This window comes from Flavobacterium cheonhonense (assembly GCF_035671315.1).
Classification (GTDB): domain Bacteria; phylum Bacteroidota; class Bacteroidia; order Flavobacteriales; family Flavobacteriaceae; genus Flavobacterium; species Flavobacterium cheonhonense.
Genome location: NZ_JAXAVY010000005.1, coordinates 116,626 through 135,161, shown reverse-complemented (window position 1 = coordinate 135,161; position 18,536 = coordinate 116,626). Strand labels below are relative to the sequence as shown.

14 protein-coding genes are annotated in these 18,536 nt (G+C 40.4%); all 14 read left to right on the top strand.

Annotated elements, in window-relative coordinates; genetic code table 11:
• The first annotated feature begins 205 nt into the window (after positions 1 to 205).
• The 14 genes from SK086_RS11495 to SK086_RS11430 all read left to right on the top strand — a co-directional run bounded on the left by SK086_RS11495 (position 206) and on the right by SK086_RS11430 (position 18,532).
• On the top strand, positions 206 to 1,693 hold the full coding sequence (locus SK086_RS11495; protein ID WP_324691794.1) for a T9SS type A sorting domain-containing protein: 1,488 nt from the start codon (positions 206 to 208) through the stop codon (positions 1,691 to 1,693).
• A gap of 22 nt (positions 1,694 to 1,715) precedes the next feature.
• Positions 1,716 to 2,195, top strand: coding sequence for a hypothetical protein (locus tag SK086_RS11490; protein WP_324691793.1), 480 nt, complete (start codon positions 1,716 to 1,718; stop codon positions 2,193 to 2,195).
• 3 nt (positions 2,196 to 2,198) lie between these two features.
• Positions 2,199 to 2,921 carry a Tim44 domain-containing protein gene (locus tag SK086_RS11485; protein ID WP_324691790.1) on the top strand — a complete coding sequence of 241 codons (723 nt, stop codon included), beginning with the start codon at positions 2,199 to 2,201 and terminating at the stop codon, positions 2,919 to 2,921.
• A gap of 77 nt (positions 2,922 to 2,998) precedes the next feature.
• The gene (locus SK086_RS11480) at positions 2,999 to 3,559 is read left to right on the top strand and encodes a hypothetical protein (RefSeq protein ID WP_324691789.1); all 561 of its coding nucleotides are present in this window, start codon (positions 2,999 to 3,001) and stop codon (positions 3,557 to 3,559) included.
• 204 nt (positions 3,560 to 3,763) lie between these two features.
• On the top strand, positions 3,764 to 4,591 hold the full coding sequence (locus SK086_RS11475; RefSeq protein WP_324691787.1) for a hypothetical protein: 828 nt from the start codon (positions 3,764 to 3,766) through the stop codon (positions 4,589 to 4,591).
• 29 nt (positions 4,592 to 4,620) lie between these two features.
• Positions 4,621 to 5,475 (top strand): GNAT family N-acetyltransferase, encoded by an 855-nt coding sequence (locus SK086_RS11470; RefSeq protein ID WP_324691785.1) that lies wholly within the window; start codon positions 4,621 to 4,623, stop codon positions 5,473 to 5,475.
• 192 nt (positions 5,476 to 5,667) lie between these two features.
• Positions 5,668 to 8,922, top strand: a complete 3,255-nt coding sequence (locus SK086_RS11465) for a tetratricopeptide repeat protein (protein WP_324691783.1) — start codon at positions 5,668 to 5,670, stop codon at positions 8,920 to 8,922.
• The gene (locus tag SK086_RS11460; RefSeq protein ID WP_324691781.1) at positions 8,888 to 10,828 is read left to right on the top strand and encodes a DUF3857 domain-containing transglutaminase family protein; all 1,941 of its coding nucleotides are present in this window, start codon (positions 8,888 to 8,890) and stop codon (positions 10,826 to 10,828) included. The genes SK086_RS11465 and SK086_RS11460 overlap by 35 nt, the downstream gene beginning before the upstream one ends.
• Before the next feature lie 19 nt (positions 10,829 to 10,847).
• Positions 10,848 to 12,821 (top strand): DUF3857 domain-containing protein, encoded by a 1,974-nt coding sequence (locus SK086_RS11455; protein WP_324691779.1) that lies wholly within the window; start codon positions 10,848 to 10,850, stop codon positions 12,819 to 12,821.
• Positions 12,822 to 12,943: 122 nt separating this feature from the next.
• A complete protein-coding gene (gene hemN / locus SK086_RS11450; RefSeq protein ID WP_324691778.1) occupies positions 12,944 to 14,308 on the top strand; it encodes an oxygen-independent coproporphyrinogen III oxidase in 1,365 nt (454 codons plus the stop codon).
• A 255-nt stretch (positions 14,309 to 14,563) separates the two neighbouring features.
• Positions 14,564 to 14,968: a response regulator gene (locus SK086_RS11445; RefSeq protein WP_324691776.1), complete on the top strand. Its 405-nt coding sequence runs from the start codon at positions 14,564 to 14,566 to the stop codon at positions 14,966 to 14,968.
• A 3-nt stretch (positions 14,969 to 14,971) separates the two neighbouring features.
• Complete coding sequence (locus SK086_RS11440) at positions 14,972 to 15,517, top strand: heme NO-binding domain-containing protein (protein WP_324691774.1); 546 nt, start codon at positions 14,972 to 14,974, stop codon at positions 15,515 to 15,517.
• 8 nt (positions 15,518 to 15,525) lie between these two features.
• Positions 15,526 to 18,228, top strand: coding sequence for a PAS domain-containing protein (locus tag SK086_RS11435; protein WP_324691773.1), 2,703 nt, complete (start codon positions 15,526 to 15,528; stop codon positions 18,226 to 18,228).
• Positions 18,215 to 18,532, top strand: coding sequence for an Hpt domain-containing protein (locus SK086_RS11430; RefSeq protein ID WP_324691770.1), 318 nt, complete (start codon positions 18,215 to 18,217; stop codon positions 18,530 to 18,532). Before SK086_RS11435 ends, SK086_RS11430 begins: the two co-directional genes overlap by 14 nt.
• The last annotated feature ends 4 nt before the right edge of the window (positions 18,533 to 18,536 follow it).

Here is an 18,536-nt window from a genome sequence, read left to right as displayed (position 1 = left end):
CCCAATGTATTAAAAACCGCTGTGGCTTGTGGGAGCGAATGCTGACACGATTACCCCATAGCACTTATTTATTTTGCTATTTTTGTAAGCTACACTTTATGAATTAATTATACCGTTCACTCAATACGGTAACCGATAAACACCCGTGAAAAAAAGACGCGCCTTACTCATACGCATCACAACCTTGCTAATAACCCACTTTAGCATGGCGCAAGCCCCTGTAATCCAATGGCAACAATCCTATGGAGGTAGCGGTAATGACTACGCCTACGACATGCAACCCACTCCGGACGGCGGCTACATTATGGTGGGCAGCAGTACTTCCAACAACGGCAACCTTACTGCCAATCAAGGCAATGCCGATTGCTGGGTAGTAAAACTCAATGCAACCGGAACCCTGCAGTGGCAAAAATCACTAGGAGGCAGTGCTAACGAAGTAGCGCGCAGCGTAGCCAACACTGCAGATGGCGGTTACATCATAGCGGGAAGCACCGGCTCAAACGACGGCGATGTAACCGGAAACCACGGTGGACTCAACGACTATTGGGTGGTAAAACTCAATGCCTCGGGCAACATCCAATGGCAAAAAACATTCGGTGGTTCAAGCAATGAAGAAGCTGAAGTCATTCAAGCTACTGCCGATGGTGGTTACATCATAGCAGGCGCCAGCAATTCTAACAATGGTGACGTATCCGGTAACCACGGTAACTACGACGCTTGGATAGTAAAAACAGACGCAACAGGTAACCTGCTATGGCAAAAATCATTAGGCGGTACCGGTACCGACGAGGCTGAAGCCTTTATGACTACAGCCGATGGTGGCTTTATCATGGCAGCCCTCAGTAGTTCTACTAATGGCGACGTAATTGGCAACCAAGGGAGCTTTGATTATTGGATAGTAAAACTCGATGCAACGGGCAATATCCAATGGCAACAATCCTACGGAGGATCCGGTGGTGACGAACCAACCTGCATCCAAATTACCGCCGATGGTGGCTATATAGTGGGCGGAATCACTGCTTCTACTAATGGCAACGTGACCGGCAATAACGGACTCTATGATTATTGGGTCCTAAAGTTAAACAGCAGTGGCAACTTACTGTGGCAAACCGCACTGGGAGGGTCGAGTTTAGAAATTGCTTACGGCATACAACCCTCTCCGGATGGTGGCTATATAATAGCAGGAAACAGTGGCTCTACCAATGGCCAAGTTACGGGTAATCACGGAGGGTATGATGGCTGGGTGGCAAAACTCAATGCCAACGGTATTTTACAATGGCAAAAATCAATAGGAAGCACCGCTGCCGACGGTATGGCAGCCCTACTCAATGCCAACGATAACGGCTATATTGTAGTGGGCTACAACAGTGCCGCCAATGGTGATGTTACCGCCAACCAAGGAGGCGCCGATTGTTGGGTTGTAAAATTATCCCGTGACGCTTTAAGCAACGCTTCCTTTAAAAATCAGACGATTACCCTCAGTCAAAATCCGGTAAACGAACTGCTGCAATGGCAAACCTCAGGAGGCAATCCGATTACTAAAATCAAAATAACCGACTCCAATGGCAAAACCGTGCTGGAACAATACAACAATACCAACACGCTAAACATTGCCATGCTGGCCAATGGAATGTACATTTTGGAAGCCTATGCTGAAAATGAAAAAATGACCGCCAAGTTTATTAAAAAATAACACCGCTACCACCTAAAAAACCATGGACACCGAAAAATATTACACCCTCGCCAAAACGGCCTTGATAATCCCCTTTATAGCCGGGTTACTTACTTTAGCCGAACAATTTTTACCGCTCCAAAAAATGGAAACAGTGGTCGAGTACAAACACACCAGCCGCAGCGCCAAACTGGGCAACACCACCTACTCCATCGATTTTGTGAACAACAACGACCAATTCACCGAAGCCATTTACAACCAAGTAAACGAAGGTGACGAGGTTACTTTACAGGTGCTCTATTTTACCAAAGAAGTCCAAACCATCCAATTGCCTAGCGGACAAGTGCTGAAAAACGATACGGCTGAAATTTATTTCTTAATCGGTTTTACCCTAGCCTTTTTGGGGTTTAGTATCTATTTTTGGCGTAAAAAACACTATACGGTCAAACAATACCGCTACATTGCCATCCTTTGTTTGATGGGACTTTTTAGCCTAATCCGTATCATCAACTTAAATACCTAAGCTATGAACCTAAGCAAAAAAGAATGGTTAGTGGTATTAACCCTAATCATCATCTGTTTCACCATAGACCCCGTTTATGCAGGACCCGGCGGCACGGTAGCCAAAGCCTTTTTTAGAACTTGGTGGGGCAAATTAATTTTGATACTGCTCACGGTGATCTTCCTACCGCTCATTATCTACATGCGCTTGATAGCATACCGCAAAGCGCGTGAGATTAAAAAAATACTGGCACAACTCAGCAAAGAACACAAAGCCTTTCATTGGTTGCAATTGCAAAAAGAGTTTCACAACATCATCAGAAGGGTATATCAGGCTTGGCAAGAAGAAGACTTGAGTCAGGTAAAACAATACGTTAACCATTGGTACTGGCAAAACCAACAGGAAGTGTATTTAGACCGATGGAAAAAGGAAAATCTCCAAAATATTTCCCGTCTCAAAGACATTACCAAAGTGAGACCGTTGTATTTGGAAATCAGCGAAGAGCCCAACTTTGAAAACTCGCGCATCGCCATAGCAATAACCGTAGTAGCCGAAGATTACCTCATCGACCGCGAGACCCAAAAAGTGGTGGAAGGCAAAAAAGGCTATGACGAATTAGACTATGTATGGTTCTTGGAATACAGCGAAGGGCAATGGTTACTCGACGACATCCAAGAAGGCAGCATGGCGCTGGAAATAGCCAAAATGCCGAATGAAGTGCCGGAGTACTTGGTGGCAAAAGCTTAACATCACCAACCTGGACTCAAAGGCCTACCGCTTAAATAGTAGGCTTTCAATTGTTTAAAATGGCAATCCAAAAAAAAATGAAAATCATCCTCTTAACCCCTATGGATATTGAGCAAGAAAAAGCCCTCAATGCTTTGGCTCGAATGCCCAACTTGCAAAATGACTACAAAGTAATCGTATCCGGTATCGGCCGAGAAAGTACTGCTAAAGCCCTGATGCATTTACCCAAACATGATGTTTGCGTTTTACTCGGATTTGCCGCCATAGTAGGCAAAGAAAGTAACTTACCCGCCCATCTGCAATTCGGGAAGCCCATCGAAATAACCCAAGCCACGCTATACGGCTACGAAGGAGGCCTATTTGAAAATGGCAAACCTTTGTTCACCGAACCTAAAACCAAACAGGCCACACTTGCCTCACTAACCTCCGATAAATTCGTCCGAACTACCGATTTGGCGGAACAAACCGTAATCAATATGGAGGACTATACCTTCATGTACTTAAAAAAACCACAAGACTTTATCCTGCGTATCATCTCGGATTTCCTGCCGCACGAAACGGAAATTGACTTTTTTGAAGAGGTAAAAAGCATTGACTTTTTGGAGGCGATTAAGGTGATTGAGGAAAGCTTTGTTTGAAAAAAACTTGTACAAATACGCTACCCTTTAGTTCGATTGTGCTTCACGGAGTGTAACGAAGTGAAAAGTAACACGAGGCAAAGCCGACTGCCGAATGAAATCGACACGAGCGCAGCGAACTGAGCGTAAGCTAGAACCACTACCAAAACAAAATAGTCTATTTTCTATCACTTTTTATATCTTAGCCTAACCAATTTTAATAAAATGATTCGCAAAATAGTTTTAGGATTAACCGCCTTGTTTGTGTTGAGTTGCCAAAACAAAGGCAATGAACTCCCCCCAAAACCACCCAAAAATGCTTGTGGTTGTACCCTAACCGACGAGGAAATGATTACCAAACTTCCTATTACAGCCAAGAGAGACAGTATAGTGGTTTGTAAAGTTGGTACCATTTCAGTACCCGGAAGCAACTTAGGTACGATGAATTGGCTGGAGTATTTGCAAAGTGAATATAACGGCGGCGAAGGCGAAATATACGATTGCGTAATCAACCAACCTTTCAAATCATTGTATCCGTCACGTATTTTAAAATACAAAGACAAAAAATTGGTATTGGATTACCGTTTTCCAATGGATGTGTATGACGCTTACAACAAGGCTTGGGTAGATTTGGAAATTCCTATGTACCGCCAAACCATTTATGCCAAAAACAATCGGATTTATTACTCAACAGTTGTTGTTAAATTTGACATTCCCCAACAAAAGAAAGCCGCCTTTGCCGCAGCTGATGAAGCTTACCAACAAGAAAGCCAACGTCCAAATCACTACATGATTTCGGGGGTAGTTAAAAAATTATTTACCGCGGCCCTCAACGGAGATAAGGTCTCTAAAACACGCTTTGAAAATTTCACCAAAGATTTTGAGGCTTACTACAAAGAGCACGATGACTCTTATAAGATTTACCAACAATACCGCAAATTATACGACGATTACAACCAATATTTGGCCCAAGGCGGTAAGGTTACCTATTACGATTTATCAGTATTCCCGTATTTCAAAAATTTAACCGATAACGGAAAATCTTATCTATAACCATCACCATACAACTCACTAGGCATATCATGGAATCCCTAGCTTTTAGAAAACTGACATTTCCCGAATTTGAAACCTTGGTTGATTGGGCTGCTAAAGAAGGCTGGAATCCCGGGTTACACGATGCGGAACTATTTTACAAAACGGATCCGGAGGGATTTTACGGCTACTTTGAGCAGAATACCATGGTTGGTGGCGGTTCTATTGTTTCCTATAACGGTGAACTGGGATTTATGGGCTTTTTTATAGTACACCCGGAGTATCGAGCCAAAGGCATTGGCAATGATCTTTGGTTGCTTAGAAGGGATACGCTTTTGAAACGATTACAACCCAATGCAGCCATAGGAATGGATGGTGTAGTGGCCATGCAACCCTTTTATCAAAAAGGCGGATTTACGATAGCTTACCGAGACGAACGCTACGAAAAAAAAGGAGAACACTTTCCGCTTAATCCTAAGGTGCAAATAGCAGCGGCAAAAGACGAAGCAGCGCTGTTCGCTCTCGATTTGGAATGTTTTGGCGTAGCAAGAACCCAATTTCTCAAGTTATGGCTCAACCCAAGCAAAGCCAAAACCTTTACCTATATCGAAAACGATACGCTGTTGGGATTTGCCGTAATGAGAGAATGTCAAATCGGTTATAAAATCGGACCGTTATTTGCCGAAAACGAAACGGCAGCGGAAGCCCTCTACGAACGCTGTCTGTCGGAAGCACTTGAAGAACCCGTATATTTAGACATTCCTTTAAACAATGAAGCCGCCGTGAGATTGGTAGAAAAATACAAAGCCAACTATGTATTTGAATGTGCACGCATGTATTATGGCATTCCGCCCAAAACAGCCAAAGCCAAAGTGTTTGGCATTACCAGTTTTGAGTTGGGTTAAAGTTTACATTCTATTATCCTATTTATATGCTTTAATCGCTATAAAAACATTAATTTTTTGAGATAAAATTATGTTTTTAAACAATACTCGTTGTTTTATTTGATAATTCACAAAAATACGCCCTGAATTATTTTTGGTTTTTTCTGACAACTATTTATACTATATTTGGTCATTCCAACCTAGTAAAACAATATGAAAAAACTCTTTATCGCACTGGCTTTCACGGCCGCAACTTCCCTAAGTGCCCAAACCGATTACGCCGCCGTTTATAATGGTAAAGCCTTTGTACAAAAAGGTATTCAGTTATACGAAGAAGAAAAATACGAGGCCGCTATGGCCGAATTCCAAAAGGTAGATGCCTTAGATCCGGAATACGGTACCGCGCAATACGAAATGGCTTTAACACTCTCTGCCCAAGAAAAGAAAACAGAATTAAAAGCACATTTCGAAAAGCTGTACAAAACCAAGTGGATGAAAAAACTCCCTACACTCTACACCTTGTACGGCAGCTATCTAAGCGATGCTGAAAAATATAATGAAGCCGAAAAAATATTCAAAGAAGGCTTGCAATTCATTCCCAACAACACCAACCACCAATACAACTTGGCCGTTTTGTATTACCGCGCCAAAAAAGTACAAGAGTGTGTCGATATTTTAAAAAACATCATAGCCAATAATCCCAACAGCGCCTCATCGCATTATTTGTTAGGTTCCGTGGCTTTAGAGAATGGAAAAATTGCCGAAGGCAGCATGGCGCTACTCTCCTACCTAATGATTTCGCCTACCGGAAAGTTTGCCAAAAATGCCGTGTTCAAACTCAACGCCAAAATGGGCGAAAACTACATGGAGAAAAGCAAAATAGTGTTTTCCAAATCGGGCGATAACTTTGAAGAGTTGGAAACCATCCTACGCAACCAATTGCCTTTGCGCAGCGCCTATAAAATCCAAGCTAAAATAGACGATGTAGTAACACGCCAAGTACAAGCCGTGTTAGAATACACCCAAATGCACAAAATGGGCGACGGTTTTTTTGAAACCACTTACTTGCCTTGGTTGAAATCGGTGGCCGATAGCAAACAAATCGAAGGCTTCAGCTACTACATCTTAATGAGCTTGGAAGAAGAATTGGGAAAAAGTTTATTAGCCCAGAAAAAGAAAATACTGCAATTCAGCGATGAATTCATCGCCAAAGACTTCTGGAGTGTTTTTGCCCGCAGAAAAATGAACTTATTCGGAGAAGACAAAGAGGTAATCATTTATGTAAATGATGGCGTTCCTAACCTAATCGGAAGTGTGGTAAACGGCAAGAAAGAAGGTAAATTCAAACTCTTAAACGAATTTGAAAATCTCGACGGCGAACTGCAATTTGCCAACGACGAGTTGAACGGCTTGCAAAAATACTACAACGAAGAAGGCAAAATATACGAAGAGAAAAACTATACCAACGGCAAACGCAACGGCAAACGCACCGTGTATTACCCTAGCGGCAGTTTGAGTTTAGAAGAAAACTACAAAGACGATGTACTCGACGGCAAATCAACGTCTTACCACATAGCCGGCGGCATCAACTGCGACGGAACGTTTACCAATGGAGAAATCAATGGCACGCTAACTTGCTATTATCCTACAGGTACTAAAAAAACCGAAAGTTCGTACGCCAACGGAAAATTGGAAGGCGTATACAACAGCTACAACAAAGCGGGCGACTTAGCCTCGACAGAAACTTATAAAAACGGTGAGCTGGAAGGCAAATACACCAAATTTTACGGACCAAATGCCATACAAGAAGAAGCAGAATACAAAACCGGAAAAGTGGTAGGTTCTTTCAAAAAATACCATACTAACGGGAAGCTGGAAGAGGAATTTGTATACACCAACGGCAAAGTAAGCGCTTCAGCGGAATACTATGCGACCGGCATAAAATCGGGGGAATCAACCTATAACGAGAAAGGCGAGCTAATGGCTACCACCTACTTTAACCCTTCCGGAGAAAAGTATTATGACGAAGTGTTCAATTCGAAAGAAATCAAACTCATCCGCCAATACAGCCTCGACAATGGTAAACCTACCGAAATCAACTTAGCCCGAAAATCATTCGAAATCAAAACCCTCGACGGCAAAGTAGTCGCTACCGGTGCTTTCGAAAAAGGCAGAAGAAACGGCCAATGGAAATTCCAAACCGCCTCAGGGAAAACGGAAACAGAAACCGCTTTCGTAAAAGGCGAAAGAGAAGGAATCACCAAAAACTATTCTAAAAACGGCTTACTCAATTCCATCAGTTTCTACGCTAAAGATACTTTACAAGGAATAAATGAAGTATACAACGACCGCGGTTTGAAAAGAATTTACAACTACCGCAACGGCAATCTCAACGGACCGTACAAAGTGTTTTATTCTGATGGCAGTGTGTTAAACGACGGTTTCTACGACGAAGACGAATTGGAAGGCGAACGCCGTACTTTCTCGCAATCAGGCCAATTGATGATGGTAGACAACATGTTCCGCAACATCACTTTATCAACAGACTATTATAACGAAAAAGGCGAAATAGCCACTTCAATAGCCTACGACCACAAATCGGGGACCGTAAACCACAGCATGAACAACGGTGCCTACACTTCGGTATTCGAAATTAAAAACGGCTATCTCGACGGCAAATACAACCGCAAAGACAAGTTCAACAAGCCTATGGTTGAGGGGGAATACAAATGCGGTGCAGCGGTAAACCTGTACAAAGAATACGGCCCGAACGACACCATCCTATTGGAACAAACATACTACAACGGCTTAATCAATGGGGTGTCTAAAAACTACGACTTAACAGGGCACTTAAAAATTACTTCGGAATACAACTTTGGGGTGGAAAACGGCAAAACCATTCGCTACTATCACAACAAATCGAAAATGTATGAGTACAACCAACAAAACGATGTCAAAGAAGGCGACTTCACCTATTACAATCTAAAAGGAGAACCATTAATGACGATCTTCTTCCTGGATGATGCACCGCAATACTATCTTAAAAAATCGAAAACAGGCGAGTTGAGCGAGAAAGTGATGATAGTAAACGAAACCGGAACACTTACTTCTAACTATCCGAACGGAAAAATAGCCTTGCAAATTACATTCAACAAAGGTAACAAAGAAGGTGCGTTTTTCATCAACAACGACCAAGGCAAACCGGAATACAAAGCCTTCTACAAAGACGATGTAGTGCACAACGACCGTATCGAATACTACGCCAATGGCAACATCTACTTGAAAGAGCACTTTGTGAGCAATGATTACGAAGGCGTACAGGAATACTTTAAAGAAGACGGAAAACCTTGGATTAAAGCCGAGTACAAAAACGACGAATTACACGGTAAAACACAAATCTTTACCAACGGTGTGTTAACCTTAACTAAAAAATATGACTCAGACTATTTGGTGGACGTTATCAAATAAAGCGATACTAACCGGGGCTGCCGTACTGAGTTCGGTGGCCTTATTCGCCCAAAACAATTTCGAAACGTACAAAAAACAATACCCCGATTACAACGAATTGATTGTCAACAATGCCACTTCCTACTCCATCAGCATAGTAGATAAGAAGCTAAAGGTGATTCAAGACAACCAATACGAATCGATGATCCTTTCCGACAACGGCATCCAAAATAACAAAGAGAGTTTTTCGTATTCCGATTTTGTCAAACTGCTTTCCTACGATGCCTATACCGTGGTTTCTAACGGCGGCAAAGAAAAGAAAATCAAAGTCACCCAAGCCTTGGAGAAACAATCCCGAGGCGGCTCGGTATTTCACGACGATGTAAAAACCAAACAATTGTCGTTCCCTAACTTAGAAGCCGGCGCCAAAAAAGTATACGAATACTCCACCGAGTTCACCGATCCGAATTTGCTTCACAAGTTCATCTTCGGCGAAGTACTGCCGGTGAAAAATTCGAGACTGGAAATCAAAGTCGATAAAAATGTCAACATCGGCTTTAAATTGTTCAACGACCCGAACCATTTGATTGCGTTTAACAAAATCGAAAAGAAAGACTATACGCTGTATCAATGGACCTTAACCGACGGCAAACCCTTCAAGTTTGAAGGCAACGCACCGAGCATTTTGTACAGTGTGCCACATCTTATTTTTTACATAGAAGATTATACTGCCGACAAAAACAAAGTGACACTTTTAGGCGATATCCAACGCATGTACACCTACTACAGCAGTTTTGTAGAAAACCTAAACACTAAGGAAGATGCTGCGTTAAAAGAAATCTCGCAAAACATCACGGCCAACAAAACCTCGGAAGAGGAAAAAGTAAAAGCCATTTTTTACTGGGTAAAAGACAACATCAAATACATTGCCTTCGAAAACGGTTACGAAGGATTTATTCCGCGTGAAGCCGCTTTGGTCAACGAACGCAAGTTTGGCGATTGCAAAGACATGGCCAGTATCATTTCGGCTATGGCGAAATACGCGGGCATTACCAATGTATATTTGGCTTGGATTGGCACGCGCAACATTCCGTATTCCTTCAGCGAAGTGGCTACGCCTTCTACTACCGATCACATGATAGCGGTGTATAAAAAAGGCTCGGAATATATTTTCCTGGATGCCACCGACCAAGAAACGGCTTACGGCTTGCCTTCTGCCTTTATCCAAGACAAAGAAGCGCTGTTGTACAACGGCAGCCAATACCAAATTGTAAAAGTGCCGATTACCGCACCGGTCAAAAATCAAATTAGAGATGCAGTGGTGATCAACATCCAAAACGAAAAAATCTCCGGCACGGGTTGGCTGCAAATCTCCGGATACAACCGCACTAACACCCTAGGGCAATTGGGCGATGCCGCCAACAAAACCCGTTTTGAAATGATCAAAAGCTTGGTTTTAAAAGGCAATAACAAGTTTACCTTAAACGATTATTGCGAGGGCAACTTGAAAGACCGCGACAAACCCTATGAAGTGGGTTACGATTTTAATATCGAAAATTATATCGTAAAAGTGGATAAGGAATTGTATCTGAATTTGACCTTCGACAAATACTACGAAAAATCAAACTTGGAAAAAGACCGCGAAGCCAACTACGACTTCGATTTCCTCAACCAATTCGTATCCTCAGTCACTTGCCTTATTCCCAAAGAATACAAGGTAAAATACGTTCCGAAGAATTTTGAGATAGATAACGAACTCCTCAAAGCACAATTCACTTACCAATTACTGGGCAACACCGTGGAAATGAAAGCCACTTTGGAAACCAAAAAAATCATGTTGGAGAAAAAAGATTTTGCGCTGTGGAACGAAACGGTTAAAAAATTAAAATCGGCTTACGGGGAAACCATCATCTTACAAGAAAAATAAACTACGAAAAAAACAAACCATGAACTATACCAATCTTTCAAAGCTTACAGCCATAGTAGCCCTATTGTTTACTGTGTCAGTCAACGCACAAGATTTCACCTTCCAAAACTACCATTGGGAAGATAAAAACACCGTAATCGATATTCCGGCACAGTATAAAGACGAAAAAGAAGTAGTCTTATCGCGCGTAGTCAAAATCGAATTAGCCACCAAAGGCAAAGGCGCAGCTCAATACTACATGGTTCACGAAAGAACCTACATCAACTCCAATGATGCCGTTGAACGCAACAACAAAGTGTACATTCCGTTTAAAATGAACGAAAGCGTAATCGAAACCAAAGTACGCGTTATCCAACAAAACGGTAAGGTAACCTTGTTTGACAAAAAAGACATCAAAGAAGAAGTAGATGAAGAAAAACAACTCAAATACAACTACTTCGCCATCACAGGCTTGGAGAAAGGTAGTGTTATTGAAAAAATATTCATGCTGGAAGAATTCCCGGAATTAGACGGAAAAACCATGCGCATGCAATCGAGCGTACCTATTGTAAGCAACGAATTTCAATTGATTTACCCGCGCCATTTGAAATTCAAAACCAAATCGTCTAACGGCTTACCTGAAGCTGTTGAAGAAACTGCTGCCGATACTTTGAAAAAAACACTAACTGTAAAAGACAACAATATTGCCGCTTTGGAAGACGATGAAAAGTACTCCAACCGCGATGTATACTTGAAATTGTTCCGCTACAAATTGGATGAAAACTTTTACACCGGAGCTAAAAACATCAACAGTTACGCTAAATTCACTTCTAACTTTTACGATCGCATCAATCCGGTACTCGACAAAAAGGACTTAAAAACAATAACCGATTTTTGCAGTCAGATACCGAAAACAAGCGACACACAAGCGCAAATTTGGAACATTGAAAACAAAATCAAAAAAACCATTTCATTCAACTTGTACGCCGAAAATGCCGAAAGCATAGCGGCCATTCTAAAAGGCAAACAGGCCAATAAAATCGACTTGCTCAAGTTGTATTCGGCTGTCTTCCGCGAATTTAAAATTGAAAATAAATTGGTGCTTACCTCTAACCGATTCGAAATTCCGTTTGAAAAAGATTTTGAAAGCTATGAGAATTTAGACGAAGCCTTGTTTTACTTCCCGGCCATCAAAAAATACCTCACGCCCAGCGAAATTGAATACCGCATTCCGTTATTTCCCGACAATTTAGGCAACAACAACGGTTTATTTATCAGCGAAAAAGTCTTTGGTGGTGTGAGCATGGGCGTAAGCGAAATCAATTTTATCGAATTACCGGGTGTGGAAATCACCACTGATTACATGGTCATCACAGCCGATTTCACGGAAGATTTAGAAAATCCTAAAATCACAACTTCCATCGATTTTGGAGGTTATACTGCGATGAGTTTTCAGCCAATCAAAGACTTTACGTCGGCTGAACAATACCAAACCATTTTAAAAAGCATAGCCGAAAACTACACCAACAATACCGAATATTCTTCGCTAAAAACCGAAAATGACGGCGTGGAAAACATCGGTAAAAAACCGTTTGTAATGAAGCTGACGTTTGATGGCAAAGATTTACTCCAAAAGGCCGGAGGCAATTATTTGTTTTCTGTCGGCAAACTGATCGGTTCCCAAATGGAATTGTACCAAGAAAACAAAAGAACATTACCGGTAGAAATAGACCATCCGCACGCCTACCAAAGAACCTTAAAAATCATCTTGCCTAAAGGGGTAACGGCTAAAAATTTAGAGAAGTTCAATATGAATTTCAAAACCGACCTCAACAACAAAACCGAGGCAGGATTTGTAAGCAGCTATACCGAAAAAGATGGCGTGATTACCGTGACCAACACCGAATTTTACAATGTTGTCAACTATCCTTTAGAGAAATTCAACGAATATAAGGATGTGATTAATGCGGCAGCCGATTTCAATAAAATTGTCATCATGCTCACCAAAAGTTAATCACCACCAAACCAAAATACAAACCTCTTCCCTAACCCGAAGAGGTTTTTTTATGCCGATATGACAATTGTCATTTTTAATAGGAAATGCTAATACTACCTTTGGTATTGAAAAATTGCATTATGACGGTTTCATTAGTCCAAAAATATAACGTTCCGGGTCCGAGATATACCAGTTATCCGACAGTTCCGTATTGGGATGAAAGCTCCTTTTCTTCGAAAAAATGGAGTGCAACCTTACTGCAAAGTTTTAACGAAAGTAATGCTTCAGAAGGAATCAGCTTATACATTCACTTGCCATTTTGCGAGAGTTTGTGCACATTTTGCGGTTGCCACAAGCGCATAACCAAACGCCATGAAGTAGAAAATCCGTACATAGAAGCCGTATTGAAAGAATGGCAATTGTACTGCGATACTTTTCCCGAAAAACCCATCATTAAAGAAATCCATTTAGGAGGCGGCACACCCACTTTTTTTGCCCCAGAAAATCTGGAACAACTCATTAACGGGATTATGGCCAAAGCCGAAAAGGCCAAAGAACACGAGTTTAGTTTTGAAGGTCATCCGAACAATACCACCAAAGCGCATTTGCAAAAATTATACGACTTGGGGTTCCGCAGGGTTAGTTTTGGCGTTCAGGATTACTCTGACAAAGTGCAAACCGCTATTCATCGCCTGCAACCTTTTCACAATGTGGCGAAAGTCACTTTTTGGGCCAGAGAAATTGGCTATACCTCAGTGTCTCATGACTTGGTATTCGGCTTACCTTTTCAAACTTTAGACAATGTAATCGACACCATTGAAAAGACCAATTCGTTGGCACCGGACAGAATTGCTTTTTACAGTTACGCACACGTGCCTTGGATTAAAGGCAATGGACAACGCGGCTTTAAAGACGAAGACGTGCCGAAAGACGACGAAAAACGCAAACTCTACGAAGTGGGAAAAGCACTGTTGGCCGAGCGTGGCTATCACGAAATCGGGATGGATCACTTTGCTCTGAAAGAAGACAGCATGTACCAATCCTTTCAAGAGGGAAAATTACACCGCAATTTTATGGGCTATACCGCCTCAAAAACACGCTTAATGATTGGCTTGGGTGTTTCTTCTATAAGCGACAGTTGGTATGGTTTTGCGCAAAACGAGAAAGAACTAGAAACTTACTACGATAACATAAACCGCAATGAATTGCCCGTGTTCAGAGGTCATATCTTAACAGAGGAAGATTTGATTATTCGCCAACACATTCTAAATTTAATGTGTCAATTCAAAACCACTTGGCATTACAACGAAGGAAACTTTAAAGAATTGCACGAAGTACTCGACAGCTTACTGGAAATGAGTCATGATGAACTTTTGGTCATCAAACCAAATAGTTTGACCGTAACTGAAAAAGGAAAACCGTTTGTGCGCAACATTTGTATGGCATTCGACTTGCGACTCAAACGCAAAACACCGCAAAATCAGTTATTCTCCATGACGGTTTGATTCGTAAAACAATCTGTCAATCCCAACAAACCATTCCGCTGACTATCTAATTCATGCCATTCAACCGTAAAATTAGGTACGAATAAATTTATTTTTTCAAGTTAAAAAAAACATTTCATCTTAATTATTTAACCGTTTAAATAATTATTTGTACCTTTTAACTTGTTTAGAAATCCTTTCATCTAATTTTAACAGTATTGCTGACAGATTCATTTATTTTTGAGTGTTACTTAACCCTAAAATTTGTATAAAAAAATGTTGCAAATACTACTGATAGAAGACGACACTATAGAGGTAATGAAATTTGTGAAGGTGACCGAAAATACGGGTTTAAAACATCAAATCATAGAAACCCGAAATGGCGAAGACGCCCTAAAGTTTCTAAACAACACCAAACAATTGCCCGACATTATTGTATTGGATTTGAATATGCCCAAAATTAATGGAATTGAGTTCTTAAACACTTTGAAAAAAATCAAGCATTTAAAGCACATACCGGCCATTGTTTTGACCACATCCAACAATCCGAAAGATATCGTAGAATGTTATAAAATTGGCATAGCCGGCTATATTATAAAGCCGTTGAAATACGAAGATTATGTAGTTCGCGTAGAGAGAATACTGGATTATTGGAGCTCAAACGAACTCATCAAATCATAAGCCATGTACGGAATTGTTAATAAGGCGATTGAAGATTTAGTAACTACTAATTATGGAGAAGAACAGTGGAAGCTGGTATTGAAAAAAAGCGGTCTCCAAGAAAGTTTCTTTATCAGTAATGAATCTTATGACGATGCCATTACCTTCACCTTGGCCAAAACCATAGCGGAGGAAATGAACATCCCTTTGGAGGACGTTTTAATCTCTTTTGGAAAATGGTGGGTTTTGAAAACCACCAAAGACAAATATTCGGGATTAATTGAAGCCGGTGGGAATAACCTGAGAGAGTTTTTAATTAATCTGCCTGTTTTTCATAACAGAGTAATTTTGATGTATCCGAAACTAACACCACCGGAATTCAAAATCAGCGAGCTAAAAGAAAACAGTCTACACTTGCATTATATCTCGAAAAGAGAAGGCTTGCAGGAATTTGTCAGAGGTTTGATTATGGGCCTAGGCGAATTGTTTAAAACCGAAACCCAAATTGAACTGATTGCCTCAAGAAATGAAGGCAGCAGTCATGAAGTTTTTAAAATTGAATGGATTTAGTTTAGTATATGCAACAAAAGGATTTTACATTTAGCGAAGCTTTCTTTAATAAAATATTCCCTTTCTATATTTTATTGGATGAAAACCTGCACATCAAATGCTTTGGAAAAAGTATTGCTAAACTGGTACCCGAGTTACACCAAAAGCCGGCATTTTCGGATGTCTTCAAAATTATCCGTCCGTACATTGAAGAAATCAGTACGGAAAATTTCGATAAAAGTCTTGAGCAATTGGTAATTATTTCAGTCAAAGAACCTTTTGATATCACACTCAGAGGTCAGTTTGAACCTATGGAAGGCGGCTATATTTTTCTGGGTTCGCCTTGGTTTGTGTCTATAAACGATGTTGTAGAAAACAACCTAACCTTAAATGATTTTGCCTTTCACGATCCGTTATTAGACATCTTACACATCACCAAAAATCAGGAGATCAACTATAAAGAGCTCAAAGAACTTTTAGAAACAGTTAACCAACAAAGAATTGCTCTCAAGCGAGACAAAGAAGAACTCAACAAACTATCATTAGTAGCCAGCGCCAACAAAAACGGGGTGGTTTTGTTCTCCCCTGACGGCACTATTTTATGGTGTAATAATGCGTATTTAGATATTGTTTCTTTAGACAAAGAAGCCATTATTGGCCAATTTGTACTCGATTTCGGGCCTTGTAAAATTACCGACAAAGCCAAAATCAATGAAGTACTCGAAGGCTTTAAACAGGGAAAAATATTTGAAGGGGAAAAATCCAATTTAACCATCAATAATAAAACCCATTGGTACAAAACCACCAAACAACCGGTGCGCAATGAAGCCAATGAAATCATCTATTACTTCGCTATTATTGAAGATGTTACCCTAGAAAAGGAACAAGAAGAGAAATTAAGATTACTTTCCTCTATAGCTGAGAAAAACACCGCGGCTGTTATCATTTGCGACAACAAAGGTCGAATTGAATGGATTAACCAAAGTTTTACCGATATCACTGAATTTACTTTGGAAGAAGTAATAGGGAAACAAATTAAAGATGTATTAGAAGGTCCGGAAACCGATAAAAAAACGGTTCGTTTCTTGGCCGATCAAATGGAAAACGGACAGCCGTTTAATTGCGATATCATCAACTATAAAAAATCAAAAACCAAATACTGGTCTAATGTACAAGGGAGATCACTAAATGATGAAAACGGAAATGTGCTGAAGTATTTCACCATACAGCAAGATATTTCTAAGGAAAAAGCCTTTAACCAACAAATTATCGAATCAGAAAACCGATTGTATTCGCTGATAATTAATTTGCAATCCGGAATTCTTTTAGAAGATATCAATCGGAAAATATTAATTGTCAACAAAAAGTTTTGCGAACTGTTCGGCATACCGGTCGATCCGGAGTTGTTAACCGGTTTAGACTGTGCAGAAACGGCGGAACAATCCAAAATTTTATTCAAAAATCCGGATGCCTTCTTGGCCAGAATTCACGAAATATTAGCGCAAAAGACAACCGTTATTGCCGAAAATATTGAAATGGCAGACGGTAGAATAGTAGAGCGTAGCTTTATCCCTATTTACCACGGGAATAAATATGACGGTCACTTGTGGAGTTATGAAGATGTAACCATCAAAAAGAAATACGAACAAAGCTTAGAAGCCGAACGCGAAAAATACAGTAACATTATTGCCAACATGAACATGGGCTTGTTGGAAGTTGATTTGAACGATCGCATTCAATTCATCAACCAATCATTTTGTGAGCTTAGCGGCTACACTCCTGATGAACTGATTGGGAAAAGAGCCTCCGAAATCTTCTTGGATAAAGAAAACAAAGAAATTCTCAATTCCAAAGTGGCGGTTCGAAAAGACGGCATTTCCGATTCTTATCAAATCAAAGCTAAGATGAAAACCAATGAAGAAAAATATTGGCTCATCAGCGGCGCGCCCAACTATAACCTTAACGGTGAATTGGTAGGAAGTATCGGAATCCATCTAGATATTACAGAACTCAAAAAACTGGAAATTCAAAAAGAAGAATTGCTCAAAAATTTAGAGCGCCAAAATGAAAGTTTGAACGAGTATGCCCAAATTGTATCACACGATTTAAAATCGCCTTTGCGAAGTATTCACACCTTGGTGACTTGGATTAAAGGCGAAAAAGAAAATGTACTGAACGCACAAACTCAGCAATACATCAGTCTGATAGAAGAAAAAGTAGAGAAAATGGATTACCTCATTGAAGGCATCCTTACCTTCTCTAAAATCGACTCTTATGAAGATGCCAACGAGATGGTGGATTTGAATGAAATCATTGAAAACATCATTCGAATTATCGATATCCCGCCACACATTGAAGTGACTATTGCCAAAAAGCTGCCCGTAAAAAACACCAATCGCTTCCGAATGCAACAGTTGTTTCAAAACTTAATCAGTAACGCTATTATTCATAACGACAAGGAAAAAGGTAAAGTAGTGATTGACTACACGGAAGACGAGAAAAACTATACGTTCTCAGTACAAGATAACGGTCCCGGGATTCCGAAAAAATTCCGACATAAGATTTTCCAGTTGTTCGAATCGTATTCATCCGACAACAAGTCAACCGGAATCGGATTGTCTATTGTGAAAAAAATTGTAGAAAAGTACAACGGAAAAATTTGGATTGAGAGTGAAAAAGAGATTGGCACCACGTTTTACATCAAAATGCCTAAGGAACATGGAACAACCTAATATAGAGTATTTCGAAAAGTTGTCGAATAATAATGTGAGTTTCAAGCAAAAATTAATCGACATTGTAAAATATGAATTTCCGTTAGAACTTTCAGATTACGAAAGCTTTATCAAAAACGATAATTTAAAAGACGCTTCGGAAATCGTTCATAAGTTAAAACATAAAATCGGTGTTTTAGGGATGACCAACAGTTACGCACTGGCGGAAACCTTTGAACACAGCCTAAGAGATGGCGGCACCGAGAATCAGGCCGAATTTGAATCGGTCTTACTAACCGTTAAAGCATTTATTGACCAATTATGACTAC